We start from the raw sequence: 22517 nt of genomic DNA on the forward strand, positions 1-22517 counted from the left end.
CTACTCCGCGATCACGATCGTGATCTCCTCGCCCGCGGCGTCGGTCGATTCGCCCGGACCCGCGAACCAGTGGGTGACCTCGCCCTCGGTGAGGTCGGTTTCCAGGTCGCCGGTCGGGACGACGGACAGGGCTCCCGCGGTGGCGGAGGTCAGGAACTCCAGCAGCGCGGGGCGGCCGGACAGTGCGGTGGTGTACGTGGTCGACTCGTAGTCGATCTCGTGCTCATCACGCACGCGTTCGGCCTCGTCCAGTGCCTCGGACTGGGTGATCGCGACGACTCCGTTCGCCGTGGTGACGACGAACGCCGGGTGTTCCTCGCCGAGCGGGCGGACCCGGTCGGCGTAGGACACCGGATGCGCGGCCGCCGCGGCGATGTCGTCGCGCACCTGGGCGTCGTCGAGTGCCAGCCAGCGAATGTCGCTGTCGGCCACCGACTCCGAGCCGATGCCGAACCCGGCGCCCGCAGCGGTCAGTTCCTCGGCGGTGAGATCGCCCGCGAACAGGCATGCCGCACCGGCCTTCTGCACCGCCCAGGCCGCGACCACCGCGTCCACCGAACGCGGCAGCGTCACCGCGACCACGTCGCCGGGTCCGGCGCCGCGGTCGATGAGCACCCGGGCCAGCTGCGAGGAACGCCGATCCAGCGTGTGGAAGGCGACCTCGTCCTCGCCTGCCAGCAGCGCGGGCGCGTCCGGGTCCTCTTCGACGACCTCGGCGAGCACCTTGGACACCGTGCGAGCGCCGACCCGGCCCACCGGCTCCGGCGTGGAAGCCGCGGCCGTGACGCCGGATTCGACCAGCAGCCGGGCCCGTTCGCCCTCGTCGAGGATGTCGATGTCCCCGACCAGCGCGTCCGGATCGCCCAGCAGCGCGTCGAGCACCCGCACCAGCCGTTCGGCGAGTGTCTCGACCTCTTCGGCGGTGAACCGGCTGCCCAGGTACTTCAGGGTCAGCTCGATCGTGGCCTCCGACATCACCAGCAGGGTCATCGGGTAGTGCGTGGCGTCGTTGACGCCGACACCGGTCACCGACATGCCGTCGATCGAGCTGGCGGCCGAGATCGCTTCCTTGTCCATCGGATACGACTCGAACACCAGCAGCGTGTCGAACAGCGCTCCGGTGCCCGCCACCCGCTGGATGTCGGTAAGCCCCACATAGTGGTGCTCGAGCAGACCCGCCTGGTCGCCCTGCAAGCGCCCGAGCAGCTCGCCGATGCTCTGGCGGTCATCGATGCGCAGCCGCACCGGCAGCGTGTTGATGAACAGACCCACCATCGACTCGACACCGGGCAGCTCGGCCGGACGGCCGGACACCGTCGCGCCGAACACCACGTCGCCGCGGCCGGTCAGGCGTCCGAGCAGGATGCCCCACGCGGCCTGCACCAGCGTGTTCACCGTGACGCCGAGTTCGGCGGCGTGCTTGGTGATCCGGCGGGTGCGGTCGGCGTCGAGTTCGGTGACGACCTTGCCGATCTCGTAGTTCTCGGCGCCGCGCGGCTGCGGCGCGAGCTGGGTGGGTTCGTTGACCCCTTCCAGCGCCGTCGCCCAAGCGCGCAGCGAGGCGTCCCGGTCGCGCCCGGCCAGCCAGCCGAGGAAGTTGCGGTAGGAGGCCACCCGCGGCAAGGCGGTCTGGTCGCCGCGCACCGCGTACAGCACCAGCAGATCCCGCATGAGCAGCGGCATCGACCAACCGTCCAGCAGGATGTGGTGGGTGGTGATGGCCAGGTGCCATTGCGCGGCGTCGCTGCGGAACAGCGTGAACCGCATCAGCGGCGGCGTGGCCATGTCGAAGTGCGTCGCCTGATCGGCCGCGACCTGCCTGCGCAGTTCCGCGGTCCGCTCGTCGGCGGGCAGCCCGGTGAGATCCACCTCGCGCCACGGCGCCTCGACCCGATCCAACACCACCTGCACGGCCTGGCCGTCGGCGTCGGTGACGAACGCGGTGCGCAGGTTCGGGTACCGGTCGACGATGCCCTGAGCCGCCGCACGCAGCCGCGCCACGTCCAGCGTGCCGCCCAGGTCCACCACGGCCTGCATGGTGTAGACGTCCACGGTGGACTGGGTCATCATCGCGTGGAACAGCAGACCCGACTGCAGCGGCGACAGCGGCCACACCTCGGCCAGCGCCGGGTAGCTGCGCTCCCACTGCTCGAGGTCGGGCTGCCGCACCCGCACCAGCGGCATGTCCGACGGCGTGAAGCCGCCCGCGTCCGGCCGCCGCGCGTGGGTCGCCAGCGCGGTGAGCGCCTCGACCCACAGGTCGGCGAACTCCTGGACCCGCTCCCTGCTCAGCAGACCGGTCGGGAAGGCGAACGACGCACCCAGGCGCGGCCCTTCGTCGGAGTCGGTGACGATGGCGTTGATGTCGATCGTCGCGTTGGCGGGCATGTCGAGGTCCATGTCGACATCCAGCTGACCCAGGTCGGCCACCGGCACCCAGCCGATCTCGGCGAGCTGCTCGGGGATCTCCCCGGCCGACATCCGGCCCAGGTAGTTGAAGCTGATCTGCCCGGACGAACCCAGGGTGGGCGCGGTCTCCGGATTCAGCTGCCGCAGCAGGCCGTAGCCGAGGCCCTTGTCGGGCACCGCGAGCAGCTGCTCCTTGATCGACTTCACGATCTCGCCGAGCGCGGCGCCACCGGCGAACGCGTCGGTGAGATCCGCACCGGCCAGGTCCAGCCGGACGGGGTAGGCCGAAGTGAACCAGCCGACCGTGCGCGACAGATCCGCGCCCGGCACGACGTCCTCTTCACGACCGTGGCCTTCCAGCTTCACCAGCGCCGCGTCCGAACCGTCGCCGCGCCAACGGGCGACCGTCATGGCCAGTGCCGAGAGCAGACCGTCGTTCACGCCGCCCCGGTACAGGCCCGGGATCGCGGTGAGCACCGCGTCGGTGACCTCGGCGGGCACGGTGACCTCCACCCGCTCGACGGTGGCAAACGTGTCCACCGCCGGATCGAACGCCCGCTCGCCGAGCAACGGATCCGGTGTGGCCGAAACCTGCTGCCAGAACGGCAGTTCCGCGACCCGATCCGGCGCGCTCGCCGCCTGGACCAGGCTGTGCGCCCAGCGCCGCATGGAGGTGCCGTTGGCAGGCAGCGCCACCGGCTGACCGGCGACCAGCTGCGACCAGGCCACCGCCAGATCCGGGATCAGGATCCGCCAGGACACGCCGTCGACCACGAAGTGGTGCGCGACGATCAACAGCACGTCCCGCCGCTCGCGGTGCCCGATCGCGGCGTCCGCGGGTCCCTCCGTGGTTACGCGCGCTGCCTCCTCCGGGCCCGTCGCTCCCGCCGAGAAGGCGAACCAGACGAACTGCGCCATGGCGGCCTCGGCCGGATCCAACCTGCCCAACGCACCGTCGAGCGCTTCGGTGGCCACGCGCGCCAGCTCCGCCTCGTCGGCGTCGGCGGCCAGGTCCACGCGGCGCACCAGCGCGTCGACGTCCACCGCGCCGTGCGGCAGGGCCTCGAACGTCCAGTCCCCGCCCGTGCGGCGCAGCCGCGACCGCAGCACGTCGTGGTGGTCGAAGACCGCGGCGATGGTGGCGACCAGTGTCTCCCGGTCGATGCCTTCGGGCAGCCGCAGCGCCATGGTCTGCGAGAACCGCTGATACGACGAGCCGCTCGCGAGAATCTGTCGCATGATCGGGGTCAGCGGGATCTCGCCGACACCGCCGCCGGGCAGTTCCTCCAGCCGCACCTGCTCCGTGCCCGCGCCCAGCGCGGCGATCTCGGCCAGCGAGGCCACGCTGCGCCGCTCGAACACGTCACGCGGAGTGAACAGCACGCCACGCGCCTTGGCCCGCGAGACCAGCTGGATCGACAGGATGGAGTCGCCGCCGAGCGCGAAGAACGAGTCGTCCAAACCGATCTGGTCGACGCCGAGCACCTCGGCGAACACCTCGGCGATGACGGCCTCGACCTCGCTGGCAGGCGCGCGGAACTCGCGCGGCGCCAGCTCGGGCTCGGGCAGCGCCTTGCGGTCCAGCTTGCCGACCGGCGTCAGCGGGATCTCGTCGATCACCACGATCGCCGTCGGCACCATATGCGGCGGCAGCGTGCGCGAGGCGTACTCGGTCAGCCGTGCGGTGTCGATCTCCCGGCCCGGCGCGGCCAGCACGTAGGACACCAGGATCGTCGCGCCCGCCTCGGTCTTGCGGCCGATGGTGATCGCGTACTCGACGTCCTCGTGGCTCGCCAGCACGGTGTCGATCTCGCCCAGTTCGATGCGGAAGCCGCGGATCTTCACCTGGAAGTCCGAGCGGCCCACGTAATCGAGGTGCCACGGCACCGACGCCAGCGCGGCGTTGCCGGCCCGCTCGCCGGGTTCGGCGAACCAGCGCACCACGTCACCGGTGCGGTACATCCGCGCGCCCTCGTCGCTCCACGGGTTGGCGACGAACCGTTCCGCGGTGAGGTCGGGGCGGTTGTGGTAGCCGCGCGCCAGCGCGCCACCGGCCAGGTACAGCTCGCCCGCGACGCCCGGCGGCACCGGGTTGAGGCGGTTGTCCAGCACCAGCGCGGACATGCCGCGCACCGGGCGGCCGATGGTGATGTGCCTGCCCGGGGTGAGCTGGGCGTAGGACGAGATGATCGTCGTCTCGGTCGGGCCGTAGGCGTTGAAGTACTTGCGGCCCGGCCACCACTTGGCCAGCAGCTCCGGCGTGGTGACGTCACCGCCGACGGAGGCCACCTCGAGCGCCTCCATGCCTTCCGGATCGACTGTGCCCAGCACCGCGGGGGTGATGATCGTGTGGCTCACCCGCTCGGTGCGCAGCAGCTCCGCCAGGTCCGGGCCGCCGATGATGGTCGATGGCACGACCACCAGCGTCGCGCCGGTGTAGGCGGCGCACAGCCACTCCAGCACCGACGGGTCGAAGCTCGGCGAGCAGATGTGCAGGAACCGATGGTGCGATTCCAGCTGGTAGAGATCCGCCGCGACGCCGACCAGGCCGCCCATGCCCGCATGGGTCACGGTGACGCCCTTGGGCATACCGGTCGAGCCGGAGGTGTAGATGACGTACGCCGGATGACGCATCGCCAGCACGGCGTTCCGATCGGTGTCGGTCACCTGCTCGGCGGACTGGCTCTCGATCAGCTCGCCCAGCGCCGGGTCGTCGATCCGCAGCCACTCCACGTCGCGCGGCAGCCGGTCGACGTACTCGCTCGCGGTGATGCCGATGACCGCGCCGGAGTCGTTGACCATGTGCCGCATGCGATCTTCGGGGTAGGTCGGGTCGACCGGCACGTGCGCGCCGCCCGCCTTCGCCACCGCCCAGAACGCCGCGACCATCTCGTAGGAGCGCGGGAACGACAGCGCCACGATGCGCTCCGGTCCCACACCGCGCGCGATGAGCACCCGCGCCAGGCGCGAGGAGTACTCGTCCAGTTCGCGGTAGGTGATCGAGCGGCCCTGGTAGCGCACCGCGATCTGGTCCGGATCCAGCCGCGCGCCGTGCTGCAGCAGGTCCGGCAGCAGGCCGGTGGCCATGACGTCCTCGCCCGCCACGTGCGTGAGCAGGTGGTACTCGGCCACGTCCAGCAGCGGCAGGTCGCCGATCGGGGTTTCCCGGTCGGTGGCGATCGCGGTGAGCAGCCTGGTGAACCGCTCGGCGAACACCCGCACCGTCTCGTCGTCGAACAGGTCGCGCGCGAAGGAGAACTCCGCGTACATGCCCGCGTCGTCGGGGTTCTCCCCTGCCTCGCGGATGGTCAGCGACAGGTCGAACTTGGCGGTGTCGACGTCGAAATCGACCGCGCCCACGTGCAGTCCGGGCAGCTCGAAGCTGCTCTCGGGCAGGTTCTCGAACGACAGCGCCACCTGGAACAGCGGGTGCCGCGCGGTGGAGCGCTCGGGGTTGAGCAGTTCCACCAGCCGCTCGAACGGCAGGTCCGCGTGCGCGAACGCCTGCAGATCGGCGTCCTTGGTGCGGGCCAGGAACTGGTCGAAGGTGAGGTCGCCGTCCACGTGCGAACGCAGCACCAGGGTATTGACGAACATGCCGATCACGTCGTCGAGTTCGGCCTCGCCGCGGCCCGCGATGGGCGTGCCGACGGCGATGTCGTCGGTGCCGGACATACGCGCCAGGAACAGCGCCAGCGCGGCGTGCACCACCATGAACAGCGTCGCGTTCTGCTGCCTGGCGATCTCGGTGAGCCTGCCGTGCAACTCGCCGGAAATCGGGAACACCACGCGCCCACCGGCGAACGACTGCGTCGTCGGACGCGGCCGGTCGGCGGGCAGGTTCAGCTCGTCGGGCAGCCCGGCCAGCGCGGCACGCCAGTATTCGGCCTGCAGGGAGATCAGGCTCTGCGCGTCGTCCTCGGAGCCGAGCACGTCACGCTGCCAGAGGCTGAAGTCGGCGTACTGCACCGGCAGCGGCGCCCAACCCGGTTCCACACCGGCCGAACGGGCCGCGTAGGCCAGCATCACGTCGCGGGTCAGCGGGCCCATCGACCAGCCGTCGGCGCTGATGTGATGCGCGACGAACACGAGCACGTACGCTGTGCCGGCTCCCGCCCCGCCGCTCGCATCCGTGACGCGGAACAGCTTGGCCCGCAACGGAACCTCGGTGGTCACGTCGAACCCGGCGGAGATCACCTCGATGATCCGGTGCCGGATGTCCTCGGGCGCGACCGCTTCCGGCCGCAGGTCCGGCAGTGCCCGCTCGACGGGCACGATGACCTGGTGCGCCGCGCCGTCCTGTTCGGGGTAGACGGTGCGCAGGGTCTCGTGCCTGGCGATGACGTCCCCGACCGCCGCTTGCAGCGCTTCGACATCCAGCTCGCCGGTGAGCCGCACGGCCACCGGGATGTTGTTCACCGCCGAGGCGGTGTCGAACTGGTTGAGGAACCACATGCGCTGCTGCGCCAGCGACAACGGGATGTGCTCCGGACGCGGACCGGCCACCAGCTCGCGGCGGCCACCGGCCCCCGCGTGCTGCTCGACCTTCGCGGCCAATCCGGCCACGGTGGAGGCTTCGAACAACACACGCACCGGGACACGGGCATCCAGTGCCGCGCCGATCCGCGCCGCGACCTGCGTCGCCAACAGCGAATTACCACCCAAAGCGAAGAAATCGTCATCCGCGCCGACACGCTCCACCCCGAGCACCTCGGCGAACACCGACGCCACGATCTCCTCGATCGGAGTCGACGGTGCACGGAAGGCTTGAATCTCGAACTCCGGCTCCGGCAACGCCTTACGGTCGAGCTTGCCGTTGACGTTCAACGGCAACGCATCCAGGACCACGAACGCCGCGGGCACCATGTACGACGGCAACCCAGCAGTGAGTTCGGATTTCACCTGCCCCACATCCACACCGGCCTCGGCATCGGCAGGCACCAGGTAGGCCACCAAACGGTCACCGGTCTTCGGATCCGACTTCGCGATCACCGCCGTCTGCGCGATCTGCGGCAGCGCGAGCAGGGCGGCTTCGATCTCACCGAGCTCGATACGGAAGCCACGGATCTTCACCTGGAAGTCCGTACGACCCCGGTATTCCAGTTCGCCGGTGCTGTTCCACGCGACCAAGTCGCCGGTGCGATACATCCGCGCGCCCGGCTCGAACGGGTTCGCCACGAACCGATCCGCGGTCAGATCCGCACGACCGAAATAGCCACGCGCCAACTGCGCACCGGCGAGGTACAGCTCGCCGGAGACGCCGTCGGGCACCGGCCGCAGCCGGGAGTCGAGGACGTAGACCCGGCTGTTCCATTCCGGCGCACCGATCGACACGGAGGTCTCGTCGGCGAGAGTGACCCGGTGGCTGGTGATGGACACCGCCGCCTCGGTCGGACCGTAGAGGTTGAACAGCTCGGTGCGCGGGTGTTCCCGCAGGAACCGCTGCGCGACCGAACCCGGCAACGCTTCACCGATGGCCAGCACCCGCCACAGCGAGTTCGGCATACCGGCGGTCAGCAGCGCGTCCAGCATCGACGGGACGACGTGCAGCGTGGTGACCCACTCGCGGGCCATCAACTCGTTGAGGTAGGACGGGTCTCGGTGGCCGTCCGGGGAGGCGATCACCAAACGGCCACCGCAGACAGCGGCCGACCAGAACTCCCACACCGACAAGTCGAACGTCGCCGCCGTCTTCAGCAGAATCGCATCCGCCGCGTCCAAACCGAATTCGACGTTCTTCCACTGCAACTGGTTCGCGATAGCGCCGTGCGGAACCGCGACACCCTTCGGGCGACCCGTCGAACCAGACGTGAAGATGACGTAGGCCGTGTTCTCCGGACGCAGGGGTGCGACCCGATCCGCATCCGTGACCGGCGTGGCATCCACACCCGACAAGTCGAGCTCATCAATGCGCACCACCGGCGCGACATCGGTACTGAACTCCGCCTCGGCGTTGCTCAACACACACACCGGTGCCGCCGTCTCGAGGATGTAGCTCGTGCGCTCGGCAGCCTGATCCGGATCCACCGGCACGTACGCGCCACCGGACTTCGCCACCGCGTACATCGCCACGATCAGATCGACCGACCGACGCAACGCCAGCGCCACTCGCGACTCCGGACCGACACCCAACGAAATCAGATGCCGCGCAAGACGATTCACCCGAACATCGAGTGCGCCATAGGTGATCGACTCGCCGTCCTCGGTGACGAGCGCGACTTCCTTCGGCCCGGCCGCCACCGTGGCGTCCAGCAGCGACACCAGCGTGGCGGAGGTGTCCACCGGCTGGTCGGTCGCGTTGCGCGCGGTGAGCAGCTGGGTCCGTTCGGCGGCGTCGAGCAGTTCGAGGTCGCCGACCGGGGTGCGCGGCGCGGCGATGATCTCGCCGAGCAGGCGCGCGAACCGGTCCACGAAGCCCTGCACCGTCGCGCGGTCGAACATGTCGGTCGCGTAGGTGAAGAAGCCGGTGATGCCCTCGGGCGCGCCGGCGTCGTCGTAGCGGTCGGTCGCGATCAAGTGCAGGTCGAACTGGGACAGCTCGGTGTCGATGTCCAGGCCGGACACGCTCAGGCCGGGCAACTCCAGCGCGGACTGCGCCAGGTTCTGGAACGACAGACCCACCTGGAACAGCGGGTGCCGCGCGGTCGAACGCACCGGGTTGAGCACCTCCACCAGGCGCTCGAACGGCACGTCGGCGTTGGCGAACGCCTGGATGTCGGTCTCGCGCTGGCGGGCCAGCAGCTCGGTGAACGCCTCGCCCGCCTCGACCCGGGTGCGGAACACCAGGGTGTTGACGAACATGCCGATCAGATCGTCCAGAACGGCTTCGCCACGGCCCGCCATCGGCGTGCCGATCGCGATGTCGTCGGTGCCCGACAACCGGGCCAGCAGCACCGCCAGCGCGGTGTGCACGACCATGAACAGCGTCGCGCCCTCCGCACGCGCCAGCTCGATCAGCGCCTGATGGGTTTGCGCGTCCACCCGCAGCTCGACCTTGCCGCCCGCGAAGGACTGCACCGCGGGGCGCGGCCGGTCCGAGGGCAGGTCCAGCTGATCGGGCAGCTCGGCCAGCGCCTGGCGCCAGTAGGCGACCTGCTTGGCGGCCAGCGATTCCGAATCCTCCTCGTCGCCGAGCAGTTCGCGCTGCCAGATGCTGTAGTCCGCGTACTGGACCTGAAGCGGCGCCCAGTTCGGCGCCTCGCCCGCCGACCGCGCGGCGTAGGCGATCATCAGGTCCCTGGTCAGCGGGCCGACCGAGGAGCCGTCACCGGAGATGTGGTGCACGACCATGGCCAGCACGTAGTCCACCGACCCGTCCGCCGGAGTCTGCGCGCCCTCCCCGGCGATCTGGAACAGCGCGACCTTCACCGGCACCTCGGTCGTGACATCGAAGATCGTCGAGGTCAGCGCCACCACGGCGGACTCGATCTGCGACGGCGCGACCACCCGCACCTCCAACCGCGGCACGGCTTGGGCGGGCGGCAGGATGACCTGCACCGGGCCCGCCTCGGTCTGCGGGTACACCGTCCGCAGGATCTCGTGGCGGCTCACCAGGTCCGCGATCGCGGCACGCAGCGCGGCCACGTCCAACGCGCCGGACAACCGCACCGCGATCGGCACGTTGTAGGCCGCCGACTGGGTGTCGAACCGGTTGAGGAACCACATGCGCTGCTGCGCCAGCGACAGCGGGATGTGCTCCGGCCGCGGGCCCGCCGTCAGAGCACGGCGGCCACCCATGTCGGCGTGCTGCTCCACCCGCACCGCCAGCGCGGCGACGGTGGACGCCTCGAACAGCAGACGCACCGGCACCCGCGTGTTGAGCGCCTCACCCAGGCGGGCGGCGACCTGCGTGGCCAGCAGCGAGTTACCGCCCCAGGCGAAGAAGTCGTCGTCCAGGCCGAGGCGCTTGGCCTCACCGCCTTCGCGATCGGACAGCCGCAGCACCTCGGCGAAGGTGTTCGCCACGATCTGCTCGATCGGCGTGACCGGCGCGCGGAACACCGCCTTCTCGAAGGTGGGCTCCGGCAGCGCCTTGCGGTCCAGCTTGCCGTTGGCGTTGAGCGGCAACGCCTCCAGCCCGATCAGCATCGACGGCACCATGTACGACGGCAGCTCGGCCGACAGCGCGGACTGCAGAGCCCGCTTGTCCAGCGCGCCCGTGCGGGTCACCACGTAGGCGACCAGCCGATCGCCGATGCTCGGATCGGTGTGCGCGACGACGGCCGCGGCGCTCACCGCGTCCTGCCGCAGCAACGCGGCCTCGATCTCGCCGAGCTCGATGCGGAAGCCGCGGATCTTCACCTGGAAGTCGGTGCGGCCGCGGTAGTCCAGCTCGCCGGTGGCGCTCCAGGCCACCAGGTCGCCGGTGCGGTACATCCGGTCGCCCGCCGCGCCGAACGGGTCGGCGACGAACCGGTCCGCGGTCAGGTCCGCACGACCGAAGTACCCGCGCGCCAACTGCGCACCGGCCAGGTAGAGCTCACCGGAGACGCCGACCGGAACCGGCCGCAGTCGCGAGTCGAGCACATAGACCCGGCTGTTCCACTCCGGCGCGCCGATCGACACCGACGCCTCGTCGGCATCGGTGACCAGGTGGCTGGTGATCGACACCGCCGCCTCGGTCGGACCGTAGAGGTTGTGCAGTTCGGCGGCGTTGTTGCGGCGCAACCGCTGGGCGGTCGCGGCGGGCAGCGCCTCACCGATGGCCAGCACCCGCCGCAGCGAGTCCGACAGGCGGCCACCGGATTCGGTGAGCAGCGCGTCCAGCATGGACGGCACCACGTGCAGCGTGGTGACGCCGGTGGCGCGCATCAGCTCGTTCAGGTACGCCGGGTCGCGATGCCCGTCGGCGGACGAGATCACCAGGCGGCCGCCGGAAACCGCGGCCGACCAGAACTCCCACACCGAGAGGTCGAACGTCGCCGCCGTCTTCAGCAGCACCGCGTCGTCCGCGCCCAGCTCGAAGACAGATGTCTCCCACTGCAACTGGTTGGCGATCGCCGCGTGCGGGACCGCGACGCCCTTCGGCTGACCGGTGGAACCGGACGTGAAGATCACGTACGCGGTATTCGCCGGGGTCAGCGCACCCGTGCGCTCGGCCGCGGTCACCGGAGCCGTCGGGTACTCGGCGAGGTCGAGCCCGTCGATCTGCACGACATCGGCCGCCGCGGTGTGGAACCCGTCGCGGCCGGTGGTCAGCACGCACACCGGCGCGGCGGTGCCAAGGATGTAGTCGGTCCGCTCGGCGGGCTGGTCCGGATCGATCGGCACGTACGCCGCACCGGCCTTCGCGACCGCGTACATGGCGATCACGAGGTCGCTGCTGCGGCGGATCGCCAGCGCGACCCGGTCCTCCGGGCCGACGCCGCGGCCGATCAGGTACCGGGCCAGTCGGTTGACCCGCGCGTCCAGCCCGGCGTAGGTCAGCTCGCGACGGCCGGTCGGCTCGTCGGCGACCAGCGCCACGGCCGCCGGGGTCGCGGCCACCGTGGCATCCAGCAAGGACACCAGCGTCGCGGTCGTGTCGACCTCGTGCTCGGTGGCGTTCCACGCGGTGAGGATGCGCTCGCTCTCCTCGGCCGCGAGCAGGTCGATCTCGCCCACCCGCACCGTGGCGTCGGCCGCCACCGCGTCGAGCACCCGCAGGAACCGGTCGGCGAAGCCCTGCACCGTGTCCTCGTCGAACAGGTCGGTGGCGTAACCGAATTCGGTGATGATCTCGGCGGGCGTGCCGTCGTCTGCGTACCGGTCGTACAGCGTGACGTGCAGGTCGGTCTTGGCCAGCTGCGAGTCGAAGTTGACCGCGCTCACCGTCAGGCCGGGCAGCTCGAAGGTGGTCTCGGCCAGGTTCTGGAACGACAGGCCCACCTGGAACAGCGGGTTGCGCGCGGTCGAGCGCACCGGGTTGAGCACCTCGACCAGGCGCTCGAACGGCACGTCGGCGTTGGCGAACGCCTCCAGGTCGCGTTCCTTGACGTCGCCGAGCAGGTCGGCGAAGCGCTCGCCGGACGCCACCCGGGTGCGGAACACCAGGGTGTTGACGAACATGCCGATCAGGTCGTCGAGTTCGCGTTCGCCGCGACCGGCGATCGGGGTGCCGACCGCGATGTCGTCGGTGCCCGACAACCGCGACAGCAGCACCGCCAGCGCCGCGTGCACCACCATGAACAGCGACGCGTTGTGCGCGCGCGCCAGTTCGTGCAGGCGGGCGTGCCGCTGCGGGTCGATCTCGAAGCGGATCGCCTTGCCCTGGAACGACTGCGCGGGCGGGCGCGGCCGGTCGGCGGGCAGTTCCAGCTGATCGGGCAGGTCGGCCAGCGCCTGGCGCCAGTACGCCACCTGCTGCGCGGCCAGCGATTCCGGATCGTCCTCGGATCCGAGCACCGCGCGCTGCCACAGCGCGTAGTCGGCGTACTGCACCGGCAGCGGCTGCCACTGCGGCGCCTCGCCCTGGACCCGGGCCACGTAGGCGGCCATCACGTCACGCGCCAGCGGGCCCATCGAGGAGCCGTCGGCCGCGACGTGATGGACGGTGAACGCCAGCACATGGTCGTTGTCCGCGATGCGGAACAGCGCCACCGCCAACGGCACCTCCACGGTGACGTCGAAGGTGGTCAGCGCGAACCCGATGACGGCGCCGAGCAGGTCGTCCTCGGCCACGTCGATCGGGGTGAGCGCCGCAGCGGACCGGTCGGCCGGGCGGATCACCTGGTGCGGGCCCTCCGCCGAGCGCGGGTAGGTGGTGCGCAGCACCTCGTGGCGGGCGAACACGTCGCCGATGGCCTGCTCCAGGGCGGCCACCTCCAGCGTGCCGGACAGCCGGACGGCCAGCGGGATGTTGTCCACCGCCGAAGTGGCCGTGTCGAACTGGTTGAGGAACCAGTACCGCTGCTGCGCGGGCGAGAGCGGGATGCGCGCCGGGCGCTCCCCCGCCTCCAGGCGTGGCCGGTTCCGGCCGGACCCGGCGTTGCGCTCCACCCTGGCGGCCAACGCCACCACGGTGGAGGCCTCGAACAGGTCGCGCACCGCGAGCCTGGTGTCCAGCGCGGCGCCCAGCCGCGCGGTCACCTGGGTGGCCAGCAGCGAGTTGCCGCCGAGTTCGAAGAAGTCGTCGTCCAGGCCGACCCGCGCGACACCGAGCACGTCGCCGAAGGTGCCCGCCACGATCTCCTCGATCGGGGTGGACGGCGCGCGGAACACCTTGGCCTCGAACACCGGCGCGGGCAGCGCCTTACGGTCCAGCTTGCCGGAGGCGTTCAGCGGGAACGCCTCCAGCACGACGAACGCCGACGGCACCATGTAGGCGGGCAGCTCGCCGCCGAGCTCGGAGCGCACGCCCTCGATGTCCACCGAGCGGCCCGCGGTCGCGATGACGTACGCCACCAACTGGTCGCCGAGCCGCTCGTCCGAGCGCACCACGACCACGGCCTGGGCGATCGAGTCCAGCGCGGTGAGCGCCGACTCGATCTCGCCCAGCTCGATGCGCAGACCGCGCAGCTTCACCTGGAAGTCGGTGCGGCCCAGGTACTCCAGTTCGCCCTTGTCGGTCCAGGAGACGAGGTCGCCGGTGCGGTACATCCGCTCGCCCGGCGCGCCGTACGGGTTGGCCACGAACCGGTCAGCGGTCAGATCGGGACGCGCGACGTAGCCGCGGGCCAATTGCACGCCCGCGAGATACAGCTCACCCGCGACACCCACCGGCACCGGGTGCAGGCGCGAATCCAGCACGTACACCTGGGTGTTGAACACGGGAGCGCCGATCGGCACCGACACCGTGTCGGCCTCGGTCACCTCGTGATAGGTGACGTCGACCGCGGCCTCCGTCGGGCCGTACAGGTTGTGCAGCAGCGCGCCGGTGAGTTCCTGCATCCGCTGCGCGGTGGCGGCGGGCAGCGCCTCACCGGAGGCGAAGACGTTGCGCAGACTGGTGCATTCGTCGGCGCGTTCCTCGGCCACGAACACCGACAGCATCGACGGCACGAAGTGCGCCGTGGTGACCTGCTCGCCGGTGATGACCTGCACGAGGTAGGCCGGGTCGCGGTGGCCGTCGGGCTTCGCGACGACCAGGCGCGCGCCGACCTGCAACGGCCAGAAGAACTCCCACACCGACACGTCGAACGTGGCCGGGGTCTTCTGCAACACCACGTCGGTGTCGTCGAGGCCGTACTCGTCCTGCATCCACACCAGACGGTTGACGATCGCCGCGTGCGAGACCGCCACACCCTTCGGGCGGCCGGTCGAACCGGAGGTGAAGATCACGTACGCGGTGTTCGACGAGCGCAGCGGCGCACGGCGATCCGCATCGGTGACCGGCTCGTCGGAGTACCCGGCCAGCGAGACAACATCGATCTCGATCGCCGGGGTAGCGCCCGCGTCGAACTCGTCGCGCGAAGTGGTGAGCACGCACACCGGCTGCGCGGTGTCGAGCACGTAGCGGGTGCGGTCGGCCGGATGGTCCGGATCCAGCGGCACGTACGCGCCACCGGCGACGCTCACCGCGTACATGCCGACCACCAGGTCGATCGAGCGGCGCATGCCCAGCGCGACCATCGAGTCCGGGCCGACGCCCAGCGAGATGAGGTGCCGGGCCAGGCGGTTCACCCTTGCGGCGAACTCGGCGTAGGAAAGACTCGTCCCCTCGAACGTCACGGCGGTCGCGTCCGGGGTCCGCGCCAGCTGCGCGGCGAACATCGACACCAGGGTGGCGTCCGGGTCGACCGGGTGCGCGGTGTCGTTCCACCGCTCGAGCACCTCGGTGCGCTCGACGCTGTCGAGCAACTCGACATCGCCGACGGCCACGGACGGATCGGCGGCTATCGCCGTCAGCATCCGCACCAGCCGCGACGCGACGCCCGCGATGGTGTCGGGGTCGAACATGTCGGTGGCGTAGGCGAATTCGGCGGTCATGCCGTCGGCCGAGCCCGAGGCGTCGAACCGGTCGGCGAGGTTGAGGTGCAGGTCGAACTTGGCGGTCACCACGTCCAGCGGCACCCCGGCCACTTCCAGGCCGGGCAGCTCGAAGGTGGCCTCACCGGTGTTCTGGAACGACAGCATCACCTGGAACAGCGGATGCCGCGCCTGCGAACGCGCCGGGTTCAGGATCTCCACCAGACGCTCGAACGGCAGGTCCGCGTGCGCGAACGCCGCGAGGTCGGTGTCCTTGGTGCGCGCAAGCAATTCGGTGAACGCGATCGCGGGATCGACCGCGCTGCGCAGCACCAGCGTGTTGACGAACATGCCGATGGCGTCGTCGAGCACCGCCTCACCACGGCCCGCGACCGCGGTGCCGATGGCGATGTCGTCGCTGCCGGACAACCGGGCCAGCAAGGCGGCGAACGCCGCGTGCACCACCATGAACAGGCTGGCGCCGTTCGCGCGGGCCAGCGCGTTCAGCTCGCGCAGCAGCTGCGCGTCGAGCGCGAACTCGTACACGCCGCCGCGGTTGGACGCCACCGCCGGACGCGAGCGGTCCGACGGCAGATCCAGCTGATCCGGCAGCCCGGCCAGGGAGTCGGACCAGAACGCGACCTGCTGGGCGATCAGCGAGGCGGGATCGCCCTCGGAGCCCAGCGTCTCGCGCTGCCACAGCGCGTAATCGGCGTACTGCACCGGCAGCGGCGCCCACGCGGGCGCCTCGCCGCGCGAACGCGCCGAGTAGGCCACCATCACGTCGCGTGCCAGCGGGCGCACCGACCAGCCGTCGCCGGAGATGTGGTGCACCACGAACACCAGCACGTGGGTGTCGGGCTGCGAGCCGTCCATCGAGCCCGCGATGCGGAACAGCGCGGCGCGCACCGGCACCTCGGCGGTGACGTCGAAGCCGGTCAGCACCAGTTCGCTGATCCGCTCGGAGATCTCGGCCTCGGACACCTCGATCGGGGTGAGGTCGACCGCGCTGTGCCCGGCGGGCAGCACGACCTGCACGCCCTGGCCGTCGGCGGTCTCCGGGTAGACGGTGCGCAACACCTCGTGCCGGTCGACCACGTCGGCCACGGCCTGGCGCAGCGCCTCGGTGTCCAGGGTTCCGGTGAGCCGGACCGCGAGCGGGATGTTGTTCACCGCGGTCTGGTTGTCGAACCGGTTCAGGAACCACATGCGCTGCTGGGCCAGCGACAGCGGGATCTTCGACGGGCGCGGGCCCGCGGCGAGCTCCCGGCGGCGGCCGGTGCCCTGGTGCGCCTCCACCCGCACGGCCAGCGCCGCCACGGTCGGCGCCTCGAACAGCGTGCGGACCGGGATCCTGGTGTCCAGCGCGGCGCCGAGCCGGGCCACCACCTGGGTGGCGATCAGCGAGTTGCCGCCCAGGTCGAAGAAGTCGTCGTCCAAGCCGACCGCGCGTTCCGCCTGTGCCAAGCCGAGCACCTCGGCGAAGACATCGGCGACGATCTCCTCCACCGGCGTCGACGGCGCGCGGAACTGCCGCGCCTCGAAGACCGGCTCGGGCAGCGCGCGGCGATCCAGCTTGCCGTTCGGGTTCAACGGCATGGCGTCGAGCACCACGATCGCGGCGGGCACCATGTAGGACGGCAGCTGCGCGGCCAGATGCGCGCGCAGCGCCTCGACGTCCACCGTCGCGCCGTTCGCCGGCACCACATAACCCACCAGCTGGTCGCCGGTGCGCGCGTCGGAGCGCACCAGCGCGACCGACTGCGCGACCGACTCATGCGCCGTCAACGCGGTCTCGATCTCGCCGAGCTCGATGCGCAGACCACGCAGCTTCACCTGGAAGTCGGTGCGGCCCAGGTACTCGATGGCGCCGGTGTCGTCCCGGCGCACCAAGTCGCCGGTGCGGTACATCCGAGCACCGGGCGCCCCGTACGGGTTGGCCACGAAGCGATCGGCGGTCAGGTCCGTGCGACCGAAGTAGCCGCGCGCCAACTGATCGCCCGCGAGGTACAGCTCACCCGCGACGTTCGAAGGCACCGGGTGCAGACGCGAATCCAGCACGTACGCCTGCGCGTTCCACACCGGCAGGCCGATCGGCACCGCCCCGTCCACCTGCTCGGCTACAGGTGCGTGCGTGGCGTGCACGGTGAACTCGGTAGGTCCGTACAGGTTGTACAGCGCGGCGTCGCTGACGCGGCGGATCGCCACCACCGCGTCGGCTGTGAACGCCTCACCGGCGACGAACAGCGTGCGCAGCGAGGCGAGCGCGTCGGCGTCGGCCGGGTCGATCCAGGCCGCGAAGACGCTCAGCATCGACGGCACGAACGAGGTCATCGTGACCCGCTCGGCCGCGATCACCTCGGCCAGGTACTGCGGGTCGCGGTGCCCGTCCGGGCTCGCCACCACGATCCGGCCGCCGGTGCTCAGCGGGCCGAACAGCTCCCACACCGACACGTCGAAGGTGGCGGGGGTCTTGAACAGCACCACGTCGTCGGCGTCGATGCCGTATTCGCCGGTGATCCAGCGGATCTGGTTGACGACCGCGGCGTGCGGCACGGCGACGCCCTTGGGGCGGCCGGTGGAGCCGGAGGTGAAGATCACGTACGCCGGGTGCTGCGGGCGCAGCGGCGCGATGCGCTCGGCGTCGGTGACCGGGTCGTCCGCGTAACCGGACAACTCCAGCTCGTCGATGCGCAGCGTCGCGCGGCCCGCGCCGTCGAACGCGTCGCGCGCGGTGGTCAGCACGCAGACCGGGTCGGCCGAGTCGAGCACGTAGTGCACGCGGTCGGCGGGCTGGTCGAGATCCAGCGGCACGTAGCCGCCACCCGCCGCCTGCACCGCGTAAGCGGCCACGACCAGGTCCACCGAGCGGCGCAGGCCCAGGGCGACCAGCGTCTCAGGACCCACAGCGGCTTCGATGAGTCGACGCGCCAATCGCCGCACGCGCGCGGCGAATTCGGCGTAAGTGAGCTGCGTCCCGGTGGCCGGATCGATCACCGCGACCGCGTCCGGCGTCGCCGCGGCCTGCGCGGCGAACTCCTCGACCAGCGTGCTCGCCGGGCCGAGGTCGCGGGCGGTGTCGTTCCAGCCGCGCAGCGCCTGTTCGGTCTCCGGCTCGTCCAGCAGTGTGAGATCGCCGATGGGGCGGTCCGGCTCGGCGGCGACGGCCTTCAGCAACCGGCCGAAGCGCCGCCCGAACTCGGCCATGGTGGCCGGGTCGAACAGGTCGGTGGCGTAGATCAGCTCGGCCGCGATGCCCGCGGGGTTCGCGCCCGCGGAATTCTCGGCGTCGCGTTCGGACAGCACCAGTTGCAGGTCGAACTTGGCGACGTCGATCGGCAATTCGACACCGCTCACCGTCAGACCGGGCAGCTCCAGGCTGTTCTGGCCGGTGTTCTGGAACGACAGCATCACCTGGAACAACGGGTGCCGCGCCTGCGAGCGCGCCGGGTTCAGGATCTCCACCAGCCGCTCGAACGGCAGGTCCGCGTGCCCGAACGCGGCGATGTCGGTGGCGCGCACCGCACGCAGCAACTCGGTGAACGTCGCACCGGACTGGACCGGGGTCCGCAACACGAGAGTGTTGACGAACATGCCGATCAGGTCATCGAGCGCGCGCTCGCCACGTCCGGCGACCGGAGTGCCGATCGCGATGTCGTCCTCGCCGGACAGCCGCGACAGCAGCACGGCCAGCGCGGTGTGCGCGACCATGAACAGCGTCGCGCCCCTGGTGCGGGCCAGTTCGGTCAGCTGAGCGTGGGTCTGCGCGTCGATCTCGAAGACGTGCGTGGCGCCGCGACCGGAGGCGACCGCGGGACGCGGCCGATCCGACGGCAGATCCAGCTGCTCGGGCAGCCCGCGCAGCGAGTCCGACCAGAACGAGATCTGCTCGGCGATCACCGAAGCCGGATCGTCCTCGGCGCCGAGCACCTGACGCTGCCACAGCGCGAAGTCGGCGTACTGGACCTCCAGCGGACGCCAGGCGGGCTCGCCGCCGTCGACGCGGGCGCCGTAGGCGGTCATCACGTCGCGGGTCAGCGGGCCCATGGAGAAACCGTCGGCCGAGATGTGGTGCACCACCAGGGCGAGCACGTGCTCGGTGGGGCTGATCTCGAACAGCCTGGCGCGGAAGGGCACCTCGGCGGTGACGTCGAAGGCCGTGCCGATCAGCTGCGAAAGCCGCTCGGGCAGTTCGGCTTCGGTGACGTCGACCGGCGTCAGGTCCGGGATGACCTTGGCCGTGGCCACGATCTGCTGCCGCGCGGCGCCGTCCACCTCGGGGTAGAAGGTGCGCAGCGACTCGTGGCGGGCCAGCACGTCGGCGACGGCGATCTGCAACGCCTGCCGGTCCAGCAGGCCCGACAGCCGCACCGCGGCCGGGATGTTGTCCACCGCCGAGTCGGGATCGAAGCGGTTGAGGAACCACATACGCTGCTGGGCCAGCGACAGCGGCACCAGCTCCGGCCGCTGCTGCGGCGCCAGCGGCGCACGACCGCCCACACCCGCCTTGGTCTCCGCGCGCGCCGCCAAAGCGACCACGGTGGACGCCTCGAACAGCTCACGCACACCGAGGTCGGTGTCCAGCGCGGCCGACAGCCTCGCGGCGACCTGGGTGGCCGACAGCGAGTTGCCGCCGAGGGCGAAGAAGTCGTCGTCCAGGCCGACCCGCTCCAAGCCGAGCACGTCGGCGAAGGTCGCGGCGACGATTTCCTCGACCGGCGTGGTGGGGGCGCGGAACACCGCGGCCTCGAACACCGGCGCGGGCAACGCCTTGCGGTCCAGCTTGCCGGAGGCGTTGAGCGGGAACTCCTCCAGCACGATCACGACCGACGGCACCATGTACGCGGGCAACTGCCGTCCCAGGTCCTCGCGGACGAGGTCGGTGTCCAGCGCGGCATCCGGCGCGGGGATGACGTACGCGACGAGCTGATCGCCCGCGTGCGCGTCGGAGCGCACCACGACGACCGCCTGTGCGACTTCCTCGAGGCCGGTCAGCGCCTGCTCGATCTCACCGAGTTCGATACGCAGACCACGCAACTTCACCTGGAAGTCGGTGCGGCCCAGGTACTCGAGCTCACCGTGCTCGGTCCACGCCACCAAGTCACCGGTGCGGTACATCCGCGCGCCGGGCTCCCCGTAGGGGTTGGCGACGAACCGGTCGCTGGTCAGATCCGGGCGCGCGACGTAGCCACGCGCGAGCTGGGCGCCCGCGAGATACAACTCACCCGCGACACCGACGGGAACCGGCCGCAGGCGCGCATCCAGCACGAACACCTGCGTGTTGAACACCGGAGCACCGATCGGCACCGACTCGATGTCAGCATCGACGACCTCGTGGAAAGTGACGTCGACCGCCGCTTCGGTGGGGCCGTACAGGTTGTGCAGGGACGCGCCGGTCAACTCCCGCAACCGATGCGCGGGCTTGGGCGGCAACGCCTCACCCGAAGCGAACACCAGCCGCAGCGAATCGCACCGCGCGGCAGCGGCATCCGCCACGAACACCGCCAGCATCGACGGCACGAAGTGAGTAACCGTCACCCGCTCAGCGCTGATGACCTCCGCCAGATAGGCCGGGTCACGATGCCCATCCGGCTTCGCCACCACCAGGCGCGCACCGACCTGCAACGGCCAGAAGAACTCCCACACCGACACATCGAACGTCGCAGGCGTCTTCTGCAACACCACATCAGCGCCGGTCAGCTGGTAAGCGGTCTGCATCCAGACCAGCCGGTTGACGATCGCCGCATGCGAGACAGCGACACCCTTCGGGCGACCCGTCGAACCCGACGTGAAGATCACATACGCGGTATTCGAAGGACGCAGCGGCGCACGACGATCCGCGTCGGTGACCGGAGCCTCCGACAGGCCCTTCAGGTCGAGCAGGTCGATGCGCACCTGCGCGGTGTCGATGTCCAGATCGCTGCCGGAGGTCAGCACGCACACCGGGTCGGCGGTGCCGAGGATGTATTCGGTGCGCTCGGCCGGGTGATCCGGGTCCAGCGGCACGTAGGAACCACCGGCCACGGCGACGGCGTACATGCCGACCACCAAATCGATCGAGCGCCGCATACCCAGCGCCACAAACGATTCCGCGCCCACACCGCGCGCGATCAGCCAGCGCGCCAGCTGGTTCACCCGCCAAGAGAACTCGGCGTAGGACAGACTTGTCCCCTCGAACGTGACCGCCGTCGCGTCCGGAGTGCGTTCGACCTGGTCGTAGAACATCGACACCAACGTCGCGCCGGTGTCCACCGGATGCGCGGTGTCGTTCCACCCGGACACCACGAGCTCGCGCTCGGCGGCATCCAGCAACTCGATGTCGCCGACCACCGCATCGGGTTCGGCGGTGATCGCGGTGAGCACCCGGACCAAGCGGTCGGCGATGCGGCGCACCGTCTGCTCGTCGAACAGGTCGCGCAGGTAGCCCGCGCGCACCCGCAGCCGCGAATCCAGCTGCGCGATCAGGGTCAGCGGGTAGTGCGTGGCGTCGGCCGCGTCCAGGCCGACCACGGCCATGCCGTCGATGTTCGCCGCCTGCGCTTGCAAGCCCGCGGCGTCGACCGGGTAGGACTCGAACACCACCAGGGTGTCGAACAGCCCGCCGACGCCCGCGACGGCCTGGATGTCGGCCAGGCCAACGTAGTGGTGGTCGAGCAGATCGGCCTGCTCGCCCTGAGTGCGGACCAGCAGGTCGCGCACGGACTCCGACGGATCGAAACGCACCCGCACCGGCACGGTGTTGATGAACAGGCCGACCATCGCCTCCACGCCGGACAGCTGCGCGGGACGACCGGAGACGGTGGTGCCGAACAGCACGTCGTCGCGGCTGGTCATGCGGCCGACGAGAATGCCCCACGCCGTCTGCAACACGGTGTTCGGGGTGACGCCCAGCGAGCCGGCCAGCGCGGTCAGCCGCGCGGTGGTCGCCTCGTCAAGGTCGAAGAAGTACTCGCCGGACAGCGAAGTGATCTCGCGACCGGCGTCCGGCCGCGCCAGCAGCGTCGGCTCGCCGACGCCGCGCAGCGCGTGCGCCCACGCGGCCAGCGACGCCGCCTGATCCTGCCGCCGGGTCCAGTCCAGGAAGTGCCGGTAGGACCGCACCGCGGGCAGCGCGGAGACGTCCGCGTGCGCGGCGTAGAGCACCAGCAGATCCCGCATGAGCAGCGGCATGGACCAGCCGTCGAGCAGGATGTGGTGGTTGGACACCACGAACTGCCAGCGGT

General features: G+C 70.6%; 1 protein-coding gene (cut by a window edge). It reads right to left on the reverse strand.

What is annotated here, in order from left to right:
* A protein-coding gene (locus ABZW96_RS14835; protein WP_355074760.1) for a non-ribosomal peptide synthase/polyketide synthase crosses the window boundary here: on the reverse strand, positions 1–22517 show its 3' portion. The gene runs 21226 nt beyond the window's last position; 22517 of the gene's 43743 nt are visible here — the last part of the coding sequence; its start codon lies off the right edge, out of view; the stop codon is at positions 1–3.

It is taken from the genome of Nocardia sp. NPDC004168, assembly GCF_040610355.1.
Taxonomy (GTDB): domain Bacteria; phylum Actinomycetota; class Actinomycetes; order Mycobacteriales; family Mycobacteriaceae; genus Nocardia; species Nocardia sichangensis.